The 17,501-nt window shown below is 37.8% G+C and carries 22 protein-coding genes and 1 riboswitch; of the genes, 12 read left to right on the top strand and 10 right to left on the bottom strand.

Annotation, left to right across the window (positions count from 1 at the left end):
• The first annotated feature begins 62 nt into the window (after nt 1–62).
• Nucleotides 63–1,631: a ribonuclease Y gene (gene rny / locus ABMQ40_RS11730; RefSeq protein ID WP_370899778.1), complete on the top strand. Its 1,569-nt coding sequence runs from the start codon at nt 63–65 to the stop codon at nt 1,629–1,631.
• A 79-nt stretch (nt 1,632–1,710) separates the two neighbouring features.
• Here rny and ABMQ40_RS11725 read toward each other — a convergent pair whose 3' ends face one another.
• Entirely contained in the window at nt 1,711–1,932 is a 222-nt protein-coding gene (locus ABMQ40_RS11725) for a hypothetical protein (protein WP_370899776.1), read from the bottom strand.
• Nucleotides 1,933–2,216: 284 nt separating this feature from the next.
• Here ABMQ40_RS11725 and ABMQ40_RS11720 point away from each other — a divergent pair, with 284 nt between their 5' ends.
• The 7 genes from ABMQ40_RS11720 to ABMQ40_RS11690 all read left to right on the top strand — a co-directional run bounded on the left by ABMQ40_RS11720 (nt 2,217) and on the right by ABMQ40_RS11690 (nt 6,921).
• Nucleotides 2,217–2,432, top strand: a complete 216-nt coding sequence (locus tag ABMQ40_RS11720; protein WP_370899774.1) for a hypothetical protein — start codon at nt 2,217–2,219, stop codon at nt 2,430–2,432.
• 74 nt (nt 2,433–2,506) lie between these two features.
• Entirely contained in the window at nt 2,507–3,079 is a 573-nt protein-coding gene (locus ABMQ40_RS11715) for a DUF6624 domain-containing protein (protein ID WP_370899772.1), read from the top strand.
• Complete coding sequence (locus ABMQ40_RS11710; protein WP_370899770.1) at nt 3,076–3,255, top strand: hypothetical protein; 180 nt, start codon at nt 3,076–3,078, stop codon at nt 3,253–3,255. The genes ABMQ40_RS11715 and ABMQ40_RS11710 overlap by 4 nt, the downstream gene beginning before the upstream one ends.
• Nucleotides 3,256–3,285: 30 nt before the next feature.
• Nucleotides 3,286–4,041, top strand: a complete 756-nt coding sequence (gene gwsG / locus ABMQ40_RS11705) for a grasp-with-spasm system ATP-grasp peptide maturase (RefSeq protein WP_370899768.1) — start codon at nt 3,286–3,288, stop codon at nt 4,039–4,041.
• A 201-nt stretch (nt 4,042–4,242) separates the two neighbouring features.
• Nucleotides 4,243–5,082, top strand: a complete 840-nt coding sequence (locus ABMQ40_RS11700; protein WP_370899766.1) for a hypothetical protein — start codon at nt 4,243–4,245, stop codon at nt 5,080–5,082.
• A 250-nt stretch (nt 5,083–5,332) separates the two neighbouring features.
• Entirely contained in the window at nt 5,333–6,574 is a 1,242-nt protein-coding gene (locus ABMQ40_RS11695; protein WP_370899764.1) for an MFS transporter, read from the top strand.
• Between the two features lie 170 nt (nt 6,575–6,744).
• Nucleotides 6,745–6,921 (top strand): hypothetical protein, encoded by a 177-nt coding sequence (locus ABMQ40_RS11690; protein WP_370899762.1) that lies wholly within the window; start codon nt 6,745–6,747, stop codon nt 6,919–6,921.
• A gap of 86 nt (nt 6,922–7,007) precedes the next feature.
• Here the strand turns inward: ABMQ40_RS11690 and ABMQ40_RS11685 are convergent, their stop codons facing one another.
• The 6 genes from ABMQ40_RS11685 to ABMQ40_RS11660 form a co-directional block, all read right to left on the bottom strand.
• Nucleotides 7,008–7,943: a YeiH family protein gene (locus ABMQ40_RS11685; RefSeq protein ID WP_370899760.1), complete on the bottom strand. Its 936-nt coding sequence runs from the start codon at nt 7,941–7,943 to the stop codon at nt 7,008–7,010.
• Between the two features lie 83 nt (nt 7,944–8,026).
• Nucleotides 8,027–8,908, bottom strand: a complete 882-nt coding sequence (locus ABMQ40_RS11680; protein ID WP_370899758.1) for a LysR family transcriptional regulator — start codon at nt 8,906–8,908, stop codon at nt 8,027–8,029.
• 133 nt (nt 8,909–9,041) lie between these two features.
• A complete protein-coding gene (locus ABMQ40_RS11675; RefSeq protein ID WP_370899756.1) occupies nt 9,042–10,346 on the bottom strand; it encodes a voltage-gated chloride channel family protein in 1,305 nt (434 codons plus the stop codon).
• A gap of 30 nt (nt 10,347–10,376) precedes the next feature.
• Nucleotides 10,377–10,444, bottom strand: a riboswitch (Fluoride riboswitch).
• Between the two features lie 18 nt (nt 10,445–10,462).
• Nucleotides 10,463–11,302: a GLPGLI family protein gene (locus ABMQ40_RS11670; protein WP_370899754.1), complete on the bottom strand. Its 840-nt coding sequence runs from the start codon at nt 11,300–11,302 to the stop codon at nt 10,463–10,465.
• Nucleotides 11,303–11,325: 23 nt separating this feature from the next.
• Nucleotides 11,326–12,195 carry a sugar phosphate isomerase/epimerase family protein gene (locus tag ABMQ40_RS11665; protein ID WP_370899752.1) on the bottom strand — a complete coding sequence of 290 codons (870 nt, stop codon included), beginning with the start codon at nt 12,193–12,195 and terminating at the stop codon, nt 11,326–11,328.
• A gap of 7 nt (nt 12,196–12,202) precedes the next feature.
• The gene (locus ABMQ40_RS11660) at nt 12,203–12,670 is read right to left on the bottom strand and encodes an acyl-CoA thioesterase (RefSeq protein ID WP_370899750.1); all 468 of its coding nucleotides are present in this window, start codon (nt 12,668–12,670) and stop codon (nt 12,203–12,205) included.
• An 85-nt stretch (nt 12,671–12,755) separates the two neighbouring features.
• On the opposite strand from ABMQ40_RS11660, the gene ABMQ40_RS11655 reads away from it, so the two are divergent.
• Nucleotides 12,756–13,115 (top strand): arsenate reductase family protein, encoded by a 360-nt coding sequence (locus ABMQ40_RS11655; protein WP_370899747.1) that lies wholly within the window; start codon nt 12,756–12,758, stop codon nt 13,113–13,115.
• A gap of 105 nt (nt 13,116–13,220) precedes the next feature.
• Nucleotides 13,221–13,652, top strand: coding sequence for an Hsp20/alpha crystallin family protein (locus tag ABMQ40_RS11650; RefSeq protein WP_370899745.1), 432 nt, complete (start codon nt 13,221–13,223; stop codon nt 13,650–13,652).
• 52 nt (nt 13,653–13,704) lie between these two features.
• Here ABMQ40_RS11650 and gcvT read toward each other — a convergent pair whose 3' ends face one another.
• From gcvT to idi, 3 genes are read right to left on the bottom strand one after another with little or no spacing between them, the layout of a single operon-like run.
• On the bottom strand, nt 13,705–14,781 hold the full coding sequence (gene gcvT / locus ABMQ40_RS11645) for a glycine cleavage system aminomethyltransferase GcvT (protein ID WP_370899743.1): 1,077 nt from the start codon (nt 14,779–14,781) through the stop codon (nt 13,705–13,707).
• Between the two features lie 5 nt (nt 14,782–14,786).
• Nucleotides 14,787–15,260, bottom strand: a complete 474-nt coding sequence (locus tag ABMQ40_RS11640) for a hypothetical protein (protein WP_370899741.1) — start codon at nt 15,258–15,260, stop codon at nt 14,787–14,789.
• A 3-nt stretch (nt 15,261–15,263) separates the two neighbouring features.
• On the bottom strand, nt 15,264–15,773 hold the full coding sequence (gene idi / locus ABMQ40_RS11635; protein ID WP_370899739.1) for an isopentenyl-diphosphate Delta-isomerase: 510 nt from the start codon (nt 15,771–15,773) through the stop codon (nt 15,264–15,266).
• A 275-nt stretch (nt 15,774–16,048) separates the two neighbouring features.
• Between idi and ABMQ40_RS11630 the strand changes: the two genes are divergently transcribed.
• The gene (locus tag ABMQ40_RS11630; protein ID WP_370899737.1) at nt 16,049–16,453 is read left to right on the top strand and encodes an LNS2 domain-containing protein; all 405 of its coding nucleotides are present in this window, start codon (nt 16,049–16,051) and stop codon (nt 16,451–16,453) included.
• 81 nt (nt 16,454–16,534) lie between these two features.
• Nucleotides 16,535–17,494 (top strand): D-2-hydroxyacid dehydrogenase, encoded by a 960-nt coding sequence (locus ABMQ40_RS11625; protein ID WP_370899735.1) that lies wholly within the window; start codon nt 16,535–16,537, stop codon nt 17,492–17,494.
• Nucleotides 17,495–17,501 lie beyond the last annotated feature (7 nt).

Raw genomic sequence — 17,501 nt, 5'->3', positions numbered from 1 at the left:
CTGAATTGTTGTAGGTTTTTTTTATAGAAGGATAAGAAGACAATTAAAACTCAATATATATTATGACAACAGCCATTATAGTCGGCGTTATTTGCTTGGTAGTAGGAGCTGCGATCGGAGTGTTTTTCTCCAGAAGCTCGCTCAATGCCAAGGCAAAATTTATTATAGATGATGCTAAGAAAAATGCCGAGAACCTTATAGAAAAAGCTAATGTGCAAGCTGAATCCATAAAAAAAGAGAAAAACCTCCAGGCTAAAGAAAAGTTCCTTGAGCTGAAATCCCAACACGATGCAGATATCCAGGCACGTGAAAAGAAAATGCAGGAAATCGAGAAAAGGATCAAGGACAAAGAGCATAAGCTTAATGACGAGCTTAGCAAAGCGGGGAAACTTGAAAAAGATTTGGATAAGCAGATTGCAGATTACGCTAAGAAAAACGAAATTTTAGAGAGAAAACAACAGGAATTGGATATTGCAACAGCCAAAAAGGTTGAAATCCTTGAGAAAATCTCTAACTATACCGCTGAGGAAGCTAAAGCCGAACTGGTGGAAACAATGAAAGCCGAAGCCAAAACAAGAGCTCAGGCACACGTTCAGAGCATTATGGAAGAAGCTCAGATGAACGCCAAGAACGAAGCCAGAAAAATTGTGATCCAGACCATCCAGAGAATAGGAACGGAGCAGGCTATCGAAAATTCCGTATCTGTATTCAACATTGAATCTGATGAAGTAAAAGGAAGGATCATCGGTAGGGAAGGTAGAAATATCCGTGCGCTGGAAGCCGTGACCGGAGTGGAGATCATCGTTGATGATACCCCTGAAGCCATCCTTCTCTCATGCTTTGATCCTGTAAGAAGGGAAATAGCGAGACTATCCCTCCACAGGCTTGTTACAGACGGAAGAATCCACCCTGCGAGGATTGAGGAAGTAGTGGAGAAGACCAGGAAGCAGATCGAGGAGGAAATCATAGAAGTAGGAAAAAGAACCATCATAGATCTTGGTATCCACGGATTACATCCTGAGCTGATCAAGATCGTTGGTAGAATGAAATACCGTTCTTCCTACGGGCAGAACCTGCTGCAGCACTCCAGAGAAGTGGCAAATATTGCAGCAACAATGGCCGCTGAACTAGGCCTGAATGTAAAACTTGCCAAAAGAGCAGGTTTACTGCATGATATTGGTAAGGTGCCTGAGCAGGAATCCGAACTACCTCATGCCCTTCTGGGAATGCAATGGGCTGAGAAATATGGTGAAAATCCGGAAGTTGTTAATGCTATCGGAGCCCACCATGATGAAATTGAGATGACCTCGTTATTGTCACCGATCGTGCAGGTTGCCGATGCTATTTCAGGCGCAAGGCCGGGGGCAAGACGTCAGGTGCTGGAATCCTATATCCAAAGATTGAAAGACCTTGAATCCGCAGCCTTAAGCTTTGACGGTGTGTCAAGTGCCTATGCGATCCAGGCGGGAAGAGAACTGAGAGTAATGGTGGAAAGCGGAAAAGTAAATGATGAAGTGGCATCCCAGCTGTCTTATGACATTTCTGAAAAGATCCAGAATGAACTTACCTATCCGGGACAGGTAAAGGTAACGGTGATCAGGGAAACAAGAGCCGTAAATATTGCGAGATAATAAAAAATAAAAGATATTTATAAAAACCTTTCAAGAAATTGAAAGGTTTTTTTATTGTGCAATATTAAGAAAGTATCTATTAAGATTTTAGGCTTTTAATTTCTTCTTTTAGCTCTTCTATTTGTTGTTTTAGATGATTGATATATTCTTCCATATTTTTCAAGATAAATTCTGGAATGCTGTAATTATTGTTTATATGAGGATAATAACTTCCAGAACTATTATCGTAATTATTAATGATACTTTGCGGAACATCATCCTCTTTTATTTCTTCCACTGTGGTATCCAATGCTTTTGCCATACGTTCCCATTCCTCATCTGAAATTCTAATTTCTCCTTTTTCTCTTCTTTGCTATTGAGATTGTGTCATATGCAATATTTTAGCCATGCTTTCCTGAGTATATTTTTCCTTACGGGCTTTTATTAGCTTATTTTTTATCATAATTATGTTTTCGTTAATGCAAATATATTATTTATGTGCTGAAATTCACATAAAAATCACATAAAAACTTTGAAATTATTTCAATAGTTAGTGATATATTTGGGAGTGATAATACGATAGAGAACAATTAAAAAAGAATTATTATGAAAAATTTAAAGAAAAAAGACGAATTATTTAACAGATTCCAAACTTCAAAAATTGAAAGAATTAAGCTTGAAAAAATTAATGGCGGTGGTTGGGTAACGTCTCCCTCACAAGACATTCAAACGGGAATGACTTCTAGTGGTAATCATGACAATACCCAAACAGCACCTGATCGTTGGTATAACGGGGGTTCATCAATTTCTGATAATAATTAAAATCTGTAATAATAACTAAAAATTAACACAAAGAAGGATAAAATTTTATCCTTCTTTTAACTCATAATATTAAAATGCACATCAGACGATATCACATTTTATTAACCGTTATAATGTGCTTTTCCGCCTGTAAAAAGAGGGAAGACTATTCGGAAGTAAGAAAAACCTTAGAAAAGGTTTTAGAAGATGACCAAAAATATAGACAACAAATAGTTATTGACTGGACAAAACAAAGTCCATTAGACAGAAAGAATATTCAAATTGTAACAAAAATTATCGACAGTTTAGGATGGCTGGGAAAAGATAAAATCGGGAATGACGCAAATACTGCCTTATTTATAGTTATTCAGCATGCCGACAAATTATCAACCATGGAAAAGTATTTACCCATAATGAAGGAAGCTGCAAAAAAAGGAAATGCTGATAAAAGCCAGTTGGCTTATTTAATTGATAGGATCGAAATTAATAATAATAGAAAACAAATCTATGGGTCACAATATTCAACAGATAAAAATGGTAAAACATATATCAATAACCTTATTGACTCAGCGAATGTTAACACGAGAAGAAAATTTATGGGTTTAGGACCTGTTGAAGATTATATTAGAAGCATGGATTCAATAAACAATGTAATGCGTAAGAAATGATAGTTATTTATACAGAAGGTAATGATATTACGAGCAATCTGGACATTGACTGGATTTCTGCTTTGTATAGTGGCGAAATAAAAAGAGTAAACACCGATTATTTTGCAATGCCAAAGGATGAAGATTACCACATTGATATTAATGAAAGTATTCCGGTAAAATCAATATGGTATTGAAGACCTGGCAGGAAGCCATTACCAATCAGAATGATTCCGGAAAGTCTGTTTTCGGAAAAGAATAATAATTCAAACTTAGAATCAAGATTGATTCAAAGCGGTAATAGAGAACTCGAAAACATAAATTCTTATGATATAACCTATAAGTATAAAGCAGAAACGGCTTTAGGAGATTCTTTAAAATATGATGTCAATAAATTTGAAGTTTTAAGGATAGCAAAAGAGCTCGGAATAGAAATTCCAAAGTCTATATTAACAAACAGTAAATCCAAGCTTATTAACTTTTTCTATAAATGCAATGGTGAGGTAATTTCTAAAATGCATGATATGCTGTTGTGTGATATAAAAGAAACGTATTCCACTTATGCAACTTATACAGAGAAAATTGAAATAAACTTTATTAATGAATTACCGGATCATTTTTTTGTCGCCCATTTTCAGGAAAAGTTAGAAAAGATTTATGAAGTCAGAACTTTTTATCTTGATGGTGAGCTATTTTCCATGGCTATGTTTTCTCAAAAAGATGAACGTACAAGTATAGATTTCAGAAGATATAACAGAGAAAATATGAATAGACGTGTTCCATACAAATTACCTTCTGTTTTAGAAAATCGTATCCGGCTTTTAATGCAAAAAATAGGTTTAAACAGTGGTTCTTTGGATATTGTGAAGACCAAAGACAGCTATGTTTTTTTAGAAGTTAATCCAATAGGACAGTTTGGATTTGTTTCAAATGCATGTAATTATAAGCTCCACAAAAAAATTGCCGAATACTTAACACAATAAATATGATAAAGAACGAATTTGCAAAGCTTTTTACAAAAGAAAGCTTTAAAAGTCTTCCAATAATTATCACTTAATAAGAAATGTCTATTATACCAAAGAGGAAGTAAAACGGTTCAATTTACATTATTCTGCACAAAGTAGCTTCCATCAAACTACGATATACGATATTTTTCATAATCATAAACCAATAGTTAATATCGTATGAGCTGTTATTTTAATCTTTATGCTAATTGTGTGATTGTTCAAGGTAATCAAGATAGTATAATCGCAGACTTACAAAATAATGAATATATAAATATACCTAATCTGCTGGTCGATGTTCTTAAAAAAACTCGTAGCTATACAATAGATGAAATCAAAAATTTCTTCAATAATGATCTAAATGACGGTATAGATAGTTACTTTCAATATTTAAACCAAATAGATTATGGATTTTTTCTTGAAAATCCTGAAAATTTTCCCGAACTGGATTTAACTTGGGATTCTCCTTTGAAGGTAAATAATGCAATATTAGAAGTTGGAAAAAATTATAATTATAACTTCAATTCAGCCATTAAAGAACTTGGCGCTTTAGGCTGTGCAAGCATACAGATAAGAATTTGCAATCCGAATATTGATAAAATATTGTCTGAAATTGTTCATGTGACTCGTTTTTCCAGAATTAAAAGTGTTGAAATTCTTTTACCGGAATCTTTATTTGAAGATTCTTTAATTCAATATTTAGAAGATATAGAGAATAGAATTTCCTGTATATTGGTCCATAGTGTTGTAAATGAAAAAGCAAATAATGACCAATTTAAAAATTCTAAGTATTATAAAGATAAAAAGCTCGTTTTTACTTCAAAAGTAATAGATAATTCAACCAGAGATGTAATAACGAAAGAAAGATTTATTACAAATATTGATTTTTTTTGTGAGGCACAAAAATATAATGTCGCTTTAAATAGAAAAATTTGTATTGATGATGAAGGAAATTTCAAAAATTTTCTTGCACATAAAAGTACCCATGGAAATTATAAAAATAAGAGCATTACAACTTAATTGAAGATAATAGTTTCACAAGAAAATGGTTTGTCAATAATGATAGTATAGTTATTTGTAAAGACTGTCAATTTCGCTATATTTGTTTTGACAATTCTGACATTGAATTTAATGGTTCTTCTTGGAAAAAATTAAATCAATGCCCGTTCGATCCATATACTAATAAATGGAGGATAGAATAAGATATTTTATAAAAACCTTTCAAGAAATTGAAAGGTTTTTTATTTTTAACAAAATTTAAAAAAACCAAATGAGCGATCTACCTTTGTCTTCTAAACTGAAGTATATTTTTTCCATTCCCGTTATCATTTCCGCTTTAGGATATTTTGTAGATATTTATGACCTTCTTCTATTCGGTATCGTAAGGATTCCGAGCCTGAAGGCTTTAGGCCTGGATCCTGATACAGACGGAACATTTATTCTTAATTGTCAGATGGTCGGTTTACTTATAGGTGGCGTTTTCTGGGGAATATTCGGGGATAAAAAGGGGCGGCTTTCCGTTTTGTTCGGCTCTATCTTAGTGTATTCCCTGGCCAATATAGCCTGTGGTTTCCTGCCTTATTTTCCCAAAACCCATCTTGTGTATCAGTATGCGGCTTTAAGGTTCATTGCCGGAATCGGTCTTGCCGGAGAATTAGGTGCGGGCATTACCCTGGTTTCAGAAAGCCTGCCTAAGAATCTAAGGGCCATCGGTACTTCTGTGGTGGCCGGATTCGGCCTGATGGGAGCCGTAGTAGCCCAGCTTACTGTAGAGCTGGCCGGAGGCTGGAATATTTCCTATATCATTGGCGGTATCCTGGGGATCATGCTGCTGTTTTTAAGGATCAGTGTTTCAGAATCGGGGATTTATAAAAATATAGAGCACCAGTCTGTCTCCAAAGGGAATTTTCTGTCATTCTTTACCCGTAAGGATCGTTTTATAAGATATATGAAATGTATTGCGGTAGGATTGCCAACCTGGTATTGTATAGGGATACTGGCAGTTTTAGCCAATCAGTTCGCCCCTGAACTGGGTATCAGAGAAGTAAGCCCCGGGAAGGCGATAATGTGGGGCTATGTAGGCATCTCCATCGGTGATCTGATGAGCGGCTTTATTTCCCATGCTTTGAAGTCACGGAAAATGGCCATATTTTATATGCTGGCCTTTACCCTGGTGGGGGTTATGATCATGCTCTTCGGAAATACAGATACTGAGACCAAATATTATATTTTTTGCGTATGGTTCGGGCTGGGCACTGGCTACTGGGCTATGTTCGTTACCCTGGCAGCCGAGCAATTCGGGACCAATATCAGGAACACGGCAACCACTACTGTTCCTAATATGGTAAGAGGACTCGTGCCCGTAATGATTCTGGCTTTTGATCTTTTAAAAAACAATTTTTCAGTGATTACCAGTGCGGCTATCGTAGGAGCGGTTGTTTTCGGGCTGGCCTTTTATTCCGCTTTTACTATTTCAGAGACCCATAACAGGGATCTGGAGTTTACCGAATAATACTGTTTAAAAAAATATTTGGATATAATCTCCCGTTTATATAACATTAAGTATAACAGAATAAATAAATTATAAAATTTAATATTAAATTATGCTCTGAATAATTAATATTTGTTTAACTTTGAAAGAACACTAAAATAATAATGTTTAATCCAAAAAATCCAATTCACATGTCAAACAACATCTTCAAAAACGCTAAAAAACTAAGAAAAGCAGACCTTAAAAACATTACGGGAGGAATTGCCACCCCGGATCTGTCCTTATGCGGATGCAGCTGTACAGGAGCGGTAACCGGTCCTAAATATTGTGTACAGTATATCGCCTGTCCACAGGTGATCACTTGCTAAAACCTGAAGAATTATTTCATTTTGAAATAAACATTTCCACATTTAATATGCAAAAGCCTTTTGTTTATCCAAAAGGTTTTTGTCATTTAATGGGTAATGTAGAAAAGGCTTCCTGCACTTATGGTAAGCCAGAGAAAGACTGCTAGTGCAAGAGGCTTTAAGCCGATGGCCTTCAATGTCCGGATCGAAAGAGTAGAGCCAATAAAAAACAGGGTAAGGTTCAGACCTGATTTGGCAAAGACAGTGATTACCGGGCTGAAGCGGTTGATACCCGGAACAAAGGTATTCAACAGGATAGCCAGAATAAACCATCCTATAAACCATGGGATCCTGATCTTCGATCCCTTATTCTTAAAGATGAGCATCGTAATCCCGGAGACAGGGATGATCCACAGAGCCCGGGCCAATTTTACCGTTGTAGCGGTTTTCAGCGCTTCATTCCCGTATTTTGCTGCCGCTCCTACTACCGAGCTTGTATCATGAATCCCTACGGCACACCACAATCCGAATTGCTCCTGTGAAAGATTCAGCATATGCCCGATAACGGGGTAAACAAATAAGGCTACAGAGTTTAAAGTAAAAATAATGGCTAAAGCCAGGGAGATTTGTCTGGTATCAGGCTTAATAATGGGAGATGTTGCGGCGATGGCGCTTCCGCCGCAAATGGCGGTTCCCACTGAGATCAGGTAGGACAGCGGTTTTTCAAGCTTCAGGAGCTTTCCTGAAAAATATCCGGTGATCATTACGGTGGTAATGCTGAGTATCGTCAGGATGAAACCTGACCTGCCGGCATGGAGCGCTTCATTCAGTTGCAGTCCGAAGCCCAATCCCACTATTGAAATCTGAAGCAGGAGATGAATATACCGGTGCAGGTATTTTTCAAATGGGTTTCCTGTAAAAATTGCCAGGACGAAACCTAAAGCTAAGGCGACCGGTGAACTTACCAGCGGAGTAAGGCAAACTATAGCCAGTAAAATAAAAATAGATTTTTGGAAAGTTTCCTTCCGGTTAAAATGTTTCATATTGTAGAACTTTGAAATGATGATTCAAAATTCCATAAATTATTATAACAAAATAAATCATATTTTGTTATATGAAATAACATTTAGTTATAATTGAGAAACCTTAGGAAAAGCCGGATAAGTTCAGACTGTTCGCCCTTTGGAAGGATAAAATGAAAATTCCGTTCAATGCTGAAGTTTTTAATATCAATAATGCTTAAACTGTTGTTCTTCAGTTCATTTATAACGGTGCTGATCGACAGGAATGCCACGCAGTCGGAATGTAAAAGATAATTCTTAATACCTTCACTGCTGCCAAGCTGCATTTCAATATTTAATTCATCAATACTGATTCCTTTTTCCTTTAGTCGGTTCTGAATAAATTCCAGAGTACCGGAACCCTGTTCCCTGAAAATAAAATTCAGGCCATATAGATCCTTGAGGCTTAAGGATTTACTCGTTAAAGCATGATCAGCTTTGGCAACAAGTACGATTTCATCAGCTTTAAAAGGGCGGTAATCAAATAAGGAAGACCGGGATTCTCCCTCTATAATGCCCAGATCAATTTTTCCCTCCTTCAGCAGCGCTGAAATGGTTTCTGTATTATAGGTTAGCAGTTCTATCCTGATATCTTTATAATAGGTATTGAACCCGGCAAGGATTTCAGGCAGAATATATTGAGCGACCGTAGTACTGGCCCCTATGATCAGCTTTCCTTGATGCTGCTGGTTAAGCTGGCTGATTTCGAACTCCAGGTCACGGTAAATGTTCCGGATCTTTTCTGCATATCCGTATAAGATTTTTCCACTCGGTGTAAGCTGGATGGAAGAACCTTTCCTGTCGAATAACTTGGTGCGAAGCTGATCTTCAATTTCCCTGATATGTTTCGTTACGGCCGGCTGAGAAATATTCAGCTCCCCGGATGCTTTTGTAAAGCTCATTCTCGAGGCTACCGTGTAAAATACTTTTAATCTGTAATCGAACATATGCTAATCTGAATTAGTGGAACAAACTTAATGAAATTTTTAAATGGGTTACGGGGTAAGTTGTAAGTTATGAGTTGTGATGAGATAAGTGTTAAAATACTGGCTTTTATGCATTTATATATCTGACATACTCTTATAGATCAGAAACTTTTTTATCCTGATGATTGATGTACCGCCGGTGCTTTGCTTCTCCGATCCTCTGTCCGGTATAAATGCTGCTGTGCCCGGAGAGCAGATAAGAAACAATACAGGCAATAGCGATATAAACCCCGCAATCTGCCCCGAACAGCTCGATTCCCATCAGTATACAGGCCAAAGGAGTATTGGTGGCCCCTGCAAAAACCGCCACAAACCCCATCCCTGCCAATAGACTGAACGGAAGCGGGATCAGCAGAGATAAAGCACTTCCCAGGGTTGCTCCGATAAAAAACAGGGGAGTCACTTCTCCACCCTTGAACCCGGCGGATAACGTAACAATAGTGAATATCATTTTCAGGGCAAAATCATATAAAGGAAGCTGCTGCTCAAAAGATTCTACGATAACCGGAATGCCTAAACCGATATATCTTGTTGTCCCCGTAATGAGAACGGCCATGGCAATGATGATTCCTCCGGCAACGGGGCGTAAAGGAGGGTATTGGACTTTCGATTTAAAAATAGTGCCCGCCCAACGGATACCTTTACTGAAGGCAGCTGCGCAGATGCCAAAGACAGTACCCGCCAGGATGCTGTATAATACCGGCAGCAGTTCAAGCTTTGGAATAATGCTAATATGATAATGGATATGCTGGACATTCCAGAGACCGGTAACCCAGTCCGCTAATATGGATGAGGCAAACGCAGGAAAAAGAGCGTTATAACGGATCCTGCCAATAAGAAAAACCTCGAGCCCGAAAACGGCACCGGCAAGAGGAGTACCGAAAACCGAGCCAAAGCCCGCAGCAATTGCTGAGATGATTAATATTCTCCTTTCTTCCTTATTCAGTTTAAAAGGTCTGCTGAATTGGTCGGCAATAGCCCCTGCCATTTGAAGAGCAGTTCCTTCACGGCCCGCAGACCCTCCGAAAAAATGGGTGACAATGGTTCCCAAATAGACCAGGGGAGCCATTCTGAAAGGGATGATTTCTTTAGGATCGTGGATGCTGTCGATCAGCAGGTTATTTCCGGCTTCAACCTCTTTTCCTGAATGATAGTATAACAGCCCAATTAAGAATCCGGCCGCAGGCAAAAATGCAATCAGCCATATATGGCTTTCACGGAAATCGGTAGCCCATTGCAGTGATCGCAGAAAGCCTGCAGAGGCATTTCCTGTCAGGACCCCGATTACGATACTGATGCCAAGCCATTTGATGATATAAGGCAATGCCGGATATTTCCTGAAGAAAAATCGGGTATGAAATCTTGCCTGGTGGTTTAAGGTTCGTGGTTTTTTAGACATAACAATCCTGATCAATTAATATTAATAATCTCTTAATCAGGCGTCATCAGCTTTTGTAAAGCGGTTGGGTAAGGAAGAACACCATTTCCTTTATGCTGCAAATATAGTTATTATTTTTAATTTTTGTAATGGATTGCTTTATCTATTTCAATAGGATTATTATACTTTCTTATGATCTCCTGCATGCTTTTTACCTGTGCATTAAGTTCATCAATGCTATGTATTTCCTTTCCTCCGATGTTTATATTCAAATTGTTGTTTGTTTTGCTGAAATTAGTTCTCTCAAATGAAAAAGGGTCATTATAAAACTCTAATAAAAGCTTTTGTTTTTGTTTTTCATTAATAGGAATGGCTTTATTCCCGAAATTGGATTCAAGAAAATCATCAGTAGGATAAATTTCCGGAAGTTCCTGACTTTTTATAAGATGATAGATGAAGTTCTTATTGGTATCGGAGATTTCAAAAACCAGTCCCGGTAAACCGGAAAATTTAAAAGGCCCTTCATTAAAAGGAATATCCTTACTGAACCATGCTACCCAGTTTCTTCCACCAAACTTTGCTGTCGCTTTTTGCAATGTATAATTCTGCACCTGCTTGGTCTCATTGGAGATGTGCCAGGTAATCTTATCATTGGTTTTAAAAGAATAATACCCAAATTTAATATTGATAAAGTTGTCATTTTCAGATGTATTTATCTTTCTTTTTACGATCTGTCCGGTCATATCAACATGCTTATTATCCATATTCCCGAATTTTTTATTAAGAGAATCGGCTATGAGGAGATTACGTCCGTAGAACTTTACATCTTTGGAATTGATATCCAGATTCATATAAAATTTTTGATAATCAGATTCCGTAGAGTCCATCTTTAGTTGAAGTTCATAAATAAATCTGTGGGTTTGGGAACTCAAAGGAACCATGATCAGCAGGCATATAAGGTTTAAAAAAAATTTCATAATTAACGTTTTTGATTTTTAGCTTATTTGAAATAAGAATGATCCAAAATATATTTTTTGCTGATCGCGATGCTTTCAAAAATATCTTTATCACTGGAGTCCTGCTCCAAAAACCAATATTTAAGTCCCGCCTTTTCCTTTGCCCCAAAAATCCTTTTGAAATCAATAGTTCCATTGCCTATCTCCGTAAAGTCCCTGTTGCCGGCTTTCATATCCTTTACGTGCCATAACGGAAAACGACCGGGATGTTTCTCAAAATAATTTAGCGGGTCAACGCCTGCCTTTGATATCCAGTATAGATCAAGCTCCATTTTGACATGCTCCGGAGAAGAGTTTTCCAGAATAAAATCGTAGACACTTTGATGACCTTCCATTTTTTCAAATTCAAAGTCATGGTTGTGATAGGCAAACCCGATTTCCCCGCTTTTGGCTACCTCTCCGGATCTTTCCAGTAAACCGGGCAGTTTTTGGTAGTTCTCAGGAGTTCTTTCTTCAGGGAAAAGGTAAGAGCACACCATATATCTGGAACCAATAAAACTTAAATCTTCCACTGATTTTTCCCAATCATGCAAGAGGGTACCTTTATCCAGCCCCATGATCCCTGTGGTGTGGTGTGAGCTGATGACCCTGAGACCTGTATTGTTAAGAATTTTTTGAAATTCGCTCCTGGATCTCCCGAAAAAAGTACCATTATATCCATAAATTTCCAATTCGGTGAACCCTGAAGCAGCCAGCTTTTCCAAAGCCTTCTCCAGGTTATCCGAAACAGCGTCACGAACGGTATAAAGCTGTATTCCGAGAGGTTTCCTGCTGTTTCCGGCCATAGAGACGCCACAGGAGTACAAGCCTAAAAAGCCCAATGATGAAATTTTAATAAAATCGCTTCTCTGCATGGTAAAATCATAAAAAGGGTCTCATTTCATCTTCAATCTGGGTTCTCAGCTCCATTAAACGTTTCGCGTACTGTTCCTGCTGCTTTTCCTCTTCGGTTTCGGGGATCCATTTAGGAACCGGAAGCTTCTTCCCGTTTTCATCTACGGCTACAAAAACGATAATGCAATGCGTTTTTTTGTCAAAATCGGGTTGCTTCAGATTTCTTGAATAAACATTGATGGCAATATGCATGCTTGAAGTTCCGGTATAGATCACCTGAGCATCCACTTTTACCACCTCACCGATTTTAATGGGATCATAAAAGCGGATCCCGCCGACATACACGGTTACTGAATAATTCCCGCTCCAGGTGGTAGCACAGGCATAGCCGGCCTGGTCAATCCATTTCATTACACTTCCTCCATGCACATTTCCTCCATAATTTACGTCTGAAGGCTCTGATATAAACTGGAAAGTAATAGGCTTGTTCTGCATTCTTGTAAAAATTTGAATAAAGGTATTCAATAATTTTCAAAATTTTAGATTAAATCCTACTTTTGAAGGCGATAAGAAAAAATAAATGAAAAAAGCATTTTACCTTAATACCTGCGACACGTGCAGGAAAATATTAGGACAGTTTGACCTGGAAGGCTGGGAGCTGCGTGAAATCAAAAAAGAACCTGTCACTGCGGAAGAGCTCGAGGAAATGTATAAAAAAACAAAATCTTATGAGGCCTTATTCAGTAAAAAGTCTACTCAGATAAAACTAAGAGGAATCGATGTGAAATCGTTAGGGGAAAAGGATTTTAAAAAATTGTTGCTCGATCATTATACCTTCTTAAAGAGGCCTGTTTTCTTAACAGACCACGAAATTTTTGTAGGAAATGACAAAAAGAACATAGAAAACCTTAAAGCCTTTTTTGGTGTAGACCCATCTTAACTATCTGTGTACTAAAATTTTAACAAAGCTTTTAGAGGGTATTGGTATTTCTTTTGATGTATTTTGACTGTAATTCACTGAATGTTTAACCCAAAATTTAAAGTTATGTCAAATTTAATAAGGAGAAATCCATATTTACTGAATAGCTTTTTCAATACGGATTTATTTGATTGGTCTGACAAAAACTTTGGAAAGTTTGAGGATACCCTGCCTTCTGTAAATGTAAAAGAGACGGAGGACAGGTATGAGATTGAAGTGGCAGCCCCGGGTGTGAATAAAGAAGATTTCAAAATAGAATTGCACGGAAATTTACTTAGAATTTCTTCTGAAAGCAAAACGGAGCATGAGGATAAGGATGAGAAAGGAAATTATACGAGAAGGGAGTTTAACTACCGGTCTTTCAACAGGTCCTTTACCCTGCCGGATAGTGTGGATGACCAAAATATAGAGGCTGACTATCAGAACGGAATTCTTAAAATCCAGATACCTAAAAAAGAAAATACCCGGCAATCTGCAAGACAGATAACAATAAAATAGGAGAAGCGGCCGAAGGCCGCTTCTCCTATTTTATAATATATTATTTTTTCTCCTATACAAAAGGAATTTTTACCACTTTGGCAGGAATATTCTTATTCCTTACCTGAATAAAAATCTCTGAACCTAACTTGAAATGCGGCTTATCAACATACGCAAGCCCTAATCCTATTTTTTTCATAGGAGACTGCGTTCCTGAGGTCACCTTTCCAATTACGTTGCCTTCAGCATCTACAACCGGATAATCATGTCTCGGAACACCTTTGTCCTGTAATTCAAAGCCAACTAATTTTCTGGTAACACCTTCTTCTTTCTGTTTAGCGAAGGTTTCTTTAGAAATAAACTCTTTATCAAATTTGGTGATCCATCCTAAGCCGGCTTCAATAGGAGAGGTGGTATCATCAATATCATTTCCATACAGGCAGAAGCCTTTTTCCAGTCTTAAGGTATCTCTGGCTGCCAGACCACAAGGGATGAGCCCTTCCGGTTCTCCGGCCTTTATCACTTCATCCCAGAGTTTCTCAGCGTCACCGTTTTTAAAATAAATTTCAAAACCGCCGCTGCCGGTATATCCGGTATTGGAAATGATGACGTCATTCACTCCGGCTACTGTTCCTACGGTGAAGTTGTAATAGGGAATCTCAGACAGATTGGTATCCGTAAGCTTCTGAAGGATCTCTGTGGCTTTTGGCCCCTGAATGGCCAATAAAGACATGTCATCTGAGGCATTGGTCATCTTGGCTCCGAAAGAATTGTATTTTGAAATATGATTCCAGTCTTTGTCGATATTTGAAGCATTTACCACTACAAAATACTTGTTGTCTTCCATTTTGTAAACGATAAGATCATCCACAATTCCTCCGTTTTCATTAGGAAGGCAGGAGTATTGGGCTTTTCCGTTTTCCAGAACATCTATGTTATTGGTGGTTACCAGTTGCAGAAGCTCTCTGGATCCCGGACCTTCAATAAAAAACTGTCCCATGTGGGAAACATCGAATAACCCTGCCTTTTCTCTTACTGCAAAATGCTCTTCAGTTACTCCCGAATATTGTACAGGCATCTCAAAACCTGCGAAAGGTACGATCTTAGCTCCCAGAGAAACATGTTTATCGTACAAAGCCGTTTTCTTCATATTTATTATTTCTTTATTTTAAAACTGTTAAAAGATTCGTTAAAAAGTTTCATGTAGTTTCCGTTCCAGTATTGCTGTTCACAATTAATGGAGATCAGGTATAGATTTTTGTCCTTCTGGAAAACCCTGGTGATCCAGAAAAGCTTATTTTTTTCATCAAAATACTCATAAGAATATTCTGTATATCCCTTTTTGCCGTTTCTGCTTTTTATTTTCTTTTCATCATCATCAGATTTAAAAAGGGCAAGGATGAATTTTTTGGTTTCGGTTTCCGGAAGATCCAGATCATGGTATTCCGAAATGGTAATGGCCCCGATCTCATTATCCGGGAAAATATTGATGATCTCGCTGTCGTTGGTAACTTTCCAGCCCTCCGGCAGACTGATGGAGTAGTTGGGGCTATCATAGGTTTTTGTAGGAACAGTCTGTGCAAAGGCCAGGCTTCCTCCTAAAAATAATACTGTAATAAGTTTCTTCATTACTTAAAAATGATGTTTATACTCTTCCAGGATGATTTTGAACCATTCTGTGAAATTCCCGGGGTTTTCTGTGATTTCCTTATCCAGGTCCTCCATGGAGATATACCGTATTTCTTCCACCTCATCCTTATTCAAAGCAAATTCATCTTCGTAAACTCCGGTGAATACATGATCAAGCTCGTGTTCCCAGAGCCCGCCGCCCACATCGGCCTTATAAATGAAATCGAACTTTTCTGAAAGTTCGACCTCAATGCCTAATTCTTCCTTTACCCTGCGTTTTGCCCCTTCCAGATAGGTCTCACCCATTCTGGGATGCGAGCATACGGCATTGGTCCATTGATTAGGGGAATGGTACTTTCCTGTGGCTCTTTTCTGTAAAAGCATTTCACCCTTACTGTTGAACAAAAATACGGAAAAAGCACGGTGCAAAAGGCCATTGATATGAGCCTGCTGCTTTTCCATCAGGCCCAGGACTTCATCCTCAGAATTTACTAAAACTACGAATTCTTCCATTCCTACAAATGTAAGCCTAATAAATGTATTTTGGAAATAATTTGTATATATGAGTTATAAGTTATGTGTGAGTTTATGGTTGTTGATCTATTTTTATGTATTGTTTTTTGCTCACAGGTAAAATTTAAGAAAAATTTTAACTATAATTAATTAAATCGTAGCATTTTGTTTATTTTATTCTATGAATAGTAATATTTGATGTAATAAATTAATATAAAACAAGTTTGACATTACTTTTAGATAGAAAAGCCATAACTTTGTATTAAATTTTAGTGATGGAATTAGAATACAAAGATCATATAAGCCCGATTCTTAAGGATGGAATAAAGAATTACCTGATAGATATTGACGGAACCATAACAGATGATATCCCTAATGAAGAACCTGAAAGAATGATTACCTGTGAACCTTATCCTGACGCTTTGGAAACAATCAACAAATGGTATGATGAAGGGCATCAGATCTGCTTTTTTACTTCGAGGACCGAGAATTTAAAACAGATTACAATCGACTGGCTTGACAAGCATGGTTTCAAATACCACAGCGTTCTATGCGGCAAACCGAGAGGTGGAAACTATCATTGGATAGACAACCATCTTGTGCGGGCTACAAGATATAAAGGGAAATTTACCGATCTGGTAGAAAAGCAGGTTACCATTGAAGTTTTTAAAGAAGACTAGTTATTGAAAAATTTAAATTAACGATAATATAGGCGATTCTGGTTTTGAATCTTCTATGTTTAAAAATATACACAGGCATTTATGAAAGTTTTAGCAAACGACGGACTGGATCAATCTGGAATTGACGCATTAACTGAGAAAGGTTTTGAAGTAATCACTACAAAAGTTCCGCAGGAATTTTTAGCAGACTATATCAATGAACATAAGATCCGTACCTTGCTGGTACGCAGCGCAACACAGGTAAGGAAGGATATTATAGATAATTGCCCGTCCCTTGAAATTATAGGCAGAGGCGGGGTAGGTATGGACAATATAGATGTTGACTATGCCAGAGAGAAGGGCATTCACGTGATCAATACCCCTTCAGCCTCATCAGAATCCGTGGCAGAGCTGGTATTTGCCCATCTTTTTTCAGGAGCAAGATTTTTACAGGATTCCAACAGAAAAATGCCTTTGGTAGGAGATACGGAATTTGCAGGCCTTAAGAAAGCCTATGCAGAAGGTATTGAACTAAGAGGAAAAACTATCGGGATCATCGGTATGGGAAGGATCGGGCAGGAAGTGGCCAGGGTAGCTCTGGGACTTGGCATGAGGGTAATTGCAGCGGATAATAATGTGGGCAGGGCAAGCATCAAAGTGAAATTCTATAACAATCAGTTTATCAATGTAGATATAGAAACAGAACCTTTGCAGGATGTTTTGAAGCATTCGGATTTTATTACCCTTCATGTTCCCGCTCAGAAAGAAGGTTATATGATCGGAAAAAAAGAATTTGAGATGATGAAGGATGGGGTAGCAGTGATCAATTGTTCCAGAGGCGGGGTTATTGATGAGACCGCCTTGATTGAGGCTTTGGATTCCGGAAAAGTGAAATTCGCGGGTCTCGATGTTTTTATCAATGAGCCTGTACCGTCTAAAGCGATCTTAAACCATCCGAAGATTTCACTTACTCCGCATACGGGGGCATCTACGCTGGAAGCCCAGGATAGAATCGGGATTTCCCTGGCTGAGCAGATCGCCAGTATCCTGCAGATTCATTAATGAAAAA

The sequence above is a fragment of the Chryseobacterium gossypii genome (genome assembly GCF_041361455.1).
Lineage (GTDB): Bacteria > Bacteroidota > Bacteroidia > Flavobacteriales > Weeksellaceae > Chryseobacterium > Chryseobacterium gossypii.
This window is presented reverse-complemented; position numbering and strand designations above follow the sequence as displayed.

What these genes read in the sequence shown, in the direction of transcription:
- ABMQ40_RS11650 (WP_370899745.1), top strand. Translation starts at nt 13,221, where the DNA reads ATGTCAAATTTAATAAGGAGAAATCCATATTTACTGAATAGCTTTTTC.
- ABMQ40_RS11640 (WP_370899741.1), bottom strand. Translation starts at nt 15,260, where the DNA reads ATGAAGAAACTTATTACAGTATTATTTTTAGGAGGAAGCCTGGCCTTT.
- ABMQ40_RS11695 (WP_370899764.1), top strand. Translation starts at nt 5,333, where the DNA reads ATGAGCGATCTACCTTTGTCTTCTAAACTGAAGTATATTTTTTCCATT.
- ABMQ40_RS11675 (WP_370899756.1), bottom strand. Translation starts at nt 10,346, where the DNA reads ATGTCTAAAAAACCACGAACCTTAAACCACCAGGCAAGATTTCATACC.
- ABMQ40_RS11665 (WP_370899752.1), bottom strand. Translation starts at nt 12,195, where the DNA reads ATGCAGAGAAGCGATTTTATTAAAATTTCATCATTGGGCTTTTTAGGC.
- idi (WP_370899739.1), bottom strand. Translation starts at nt 15,773, where the DNA reads ATGGAAGAATTCGTAGTTTTAGTAAATTCTGAGGATGAAGTCCTGGGC.
- ABMQ40_RS11720 (WP_370899774.1), top strand. Translation starts at nt 2,217, where the DNA reads ATGAAAAATTTAAAGAAAAAAGACGAATTATTTAACAGATTCCAAACT.
- ABMQ40_RS11630 (WP_370899737.1), top strand. Translation starts at nt 16,049, where the DNA reads ATGGAATTAGAATACAAAGATCATATAAGCCCGATTCTTAAGGATGGA.
- ABMQ40_RS11680 (WP_370899758.1), bottom strand. Translation starts at nt 8,908, where the DNA reads ATGTTCGATTACAGATTAAAAGTATTTTACACGGTAGCCTCGAGAATG.
- ABMQ40_RS11655 (WP_370899747.1), top strand. Translation starts at nt 12,756, where the DNA reads ATGAAAAAAGCATTTTACCTTAATACCTGCGACACGTGCAGGAAAATA.
- ABMQ40_RS11685 (WP_370899760.1), bottom strand. Translation starts at nt 7,943, where the DNA reads ATGAAACATTTTAACCGGAAGGAAACTTTCCAAAAATCTATTTTTATT.
- rny (WP_370899778.1), top strand. Translation starts at nt 63, where the DNA reads ATGACAACAGCCATTATAGTCGGCGTTATTTGCTTGGTAGTAGGAGCT.
- ABMQ40_RS11725 (WP_370899776.1), bottom strand. Translation starts at nt 1,932, where the DNA reads ATGGCAAAAGCATTGGATACCACAGTGGAAGAAATAAAAGAGGATGAT.
- ABMQ40_RS11690 (WP_370899762.1), top strand. Translation starts at nt 6,745, where the DNA reads ATGTCAAACAACATCTTCAAAAACGCTAAAAAACTAAGAAAAGCAGAC.
- ABMQ40_RS11715 (WP_370899772.1), top strand. Translation starts at nt 2,507, where the DNA reads ATGCACATCAGACGATATCACATTTTATTAACCGTTATAATGTGCTTT.
- ABMQ40_RS11625 (WP_370899735.1), top strand. Translation starts at nt 16,535, where the DNA reads ATGAAAGTTTTAGCAAACGACGGACTGGATCAATCTGGAATTGACGCA.
- ABMQ40_RS11660 (WP_370899750.1), bottom strand. Translation starts at nt 12,670, where the DNA reads ATGCAGAACAAGCCTATTACTTTCCAGTTTATATCAGAGCCTTCAGAC.
- gwsG (WP_370899768.1), top strand. Translation starts at nt 3,286, where the DNA reads ATGATTCCGGAAAGTCTGTTTTCGGAAAAGAATAATAATTCAAACTTA.
- ABMQ40_RS11670 (WP_370899754.1), bottom strand. Translation starts at nt 11,302, where the DNA reads ATGAAATTTTTTTTAAACCTTATATGCCTGCTGATCATGGTTCCTTTG.
- ABMQ40_RS11710 (WP_370899770.1), top strand. Translation starts at nt 3,076, where the DNA reads ATGATAGTTATTTATACAGAAGGTAATGATATTACGAGCAATCTGGAC.
- gcvT (WP_370899743.1), bottom strand. Translation starts at nt 14,781, where the DNA reads ATGAAGAAAACGGCTTTGTACGATAAACATGTTTCTCTGGGAGCTAAG.
- ABMQ40_RS11700 (WP_370899766.1), top strand. Translation starts at nt 4,243, where the DNA reads ATGAGCTGTTATTTTAATCTTTATGCTAATTGTGTGATTGTTCAAGGT.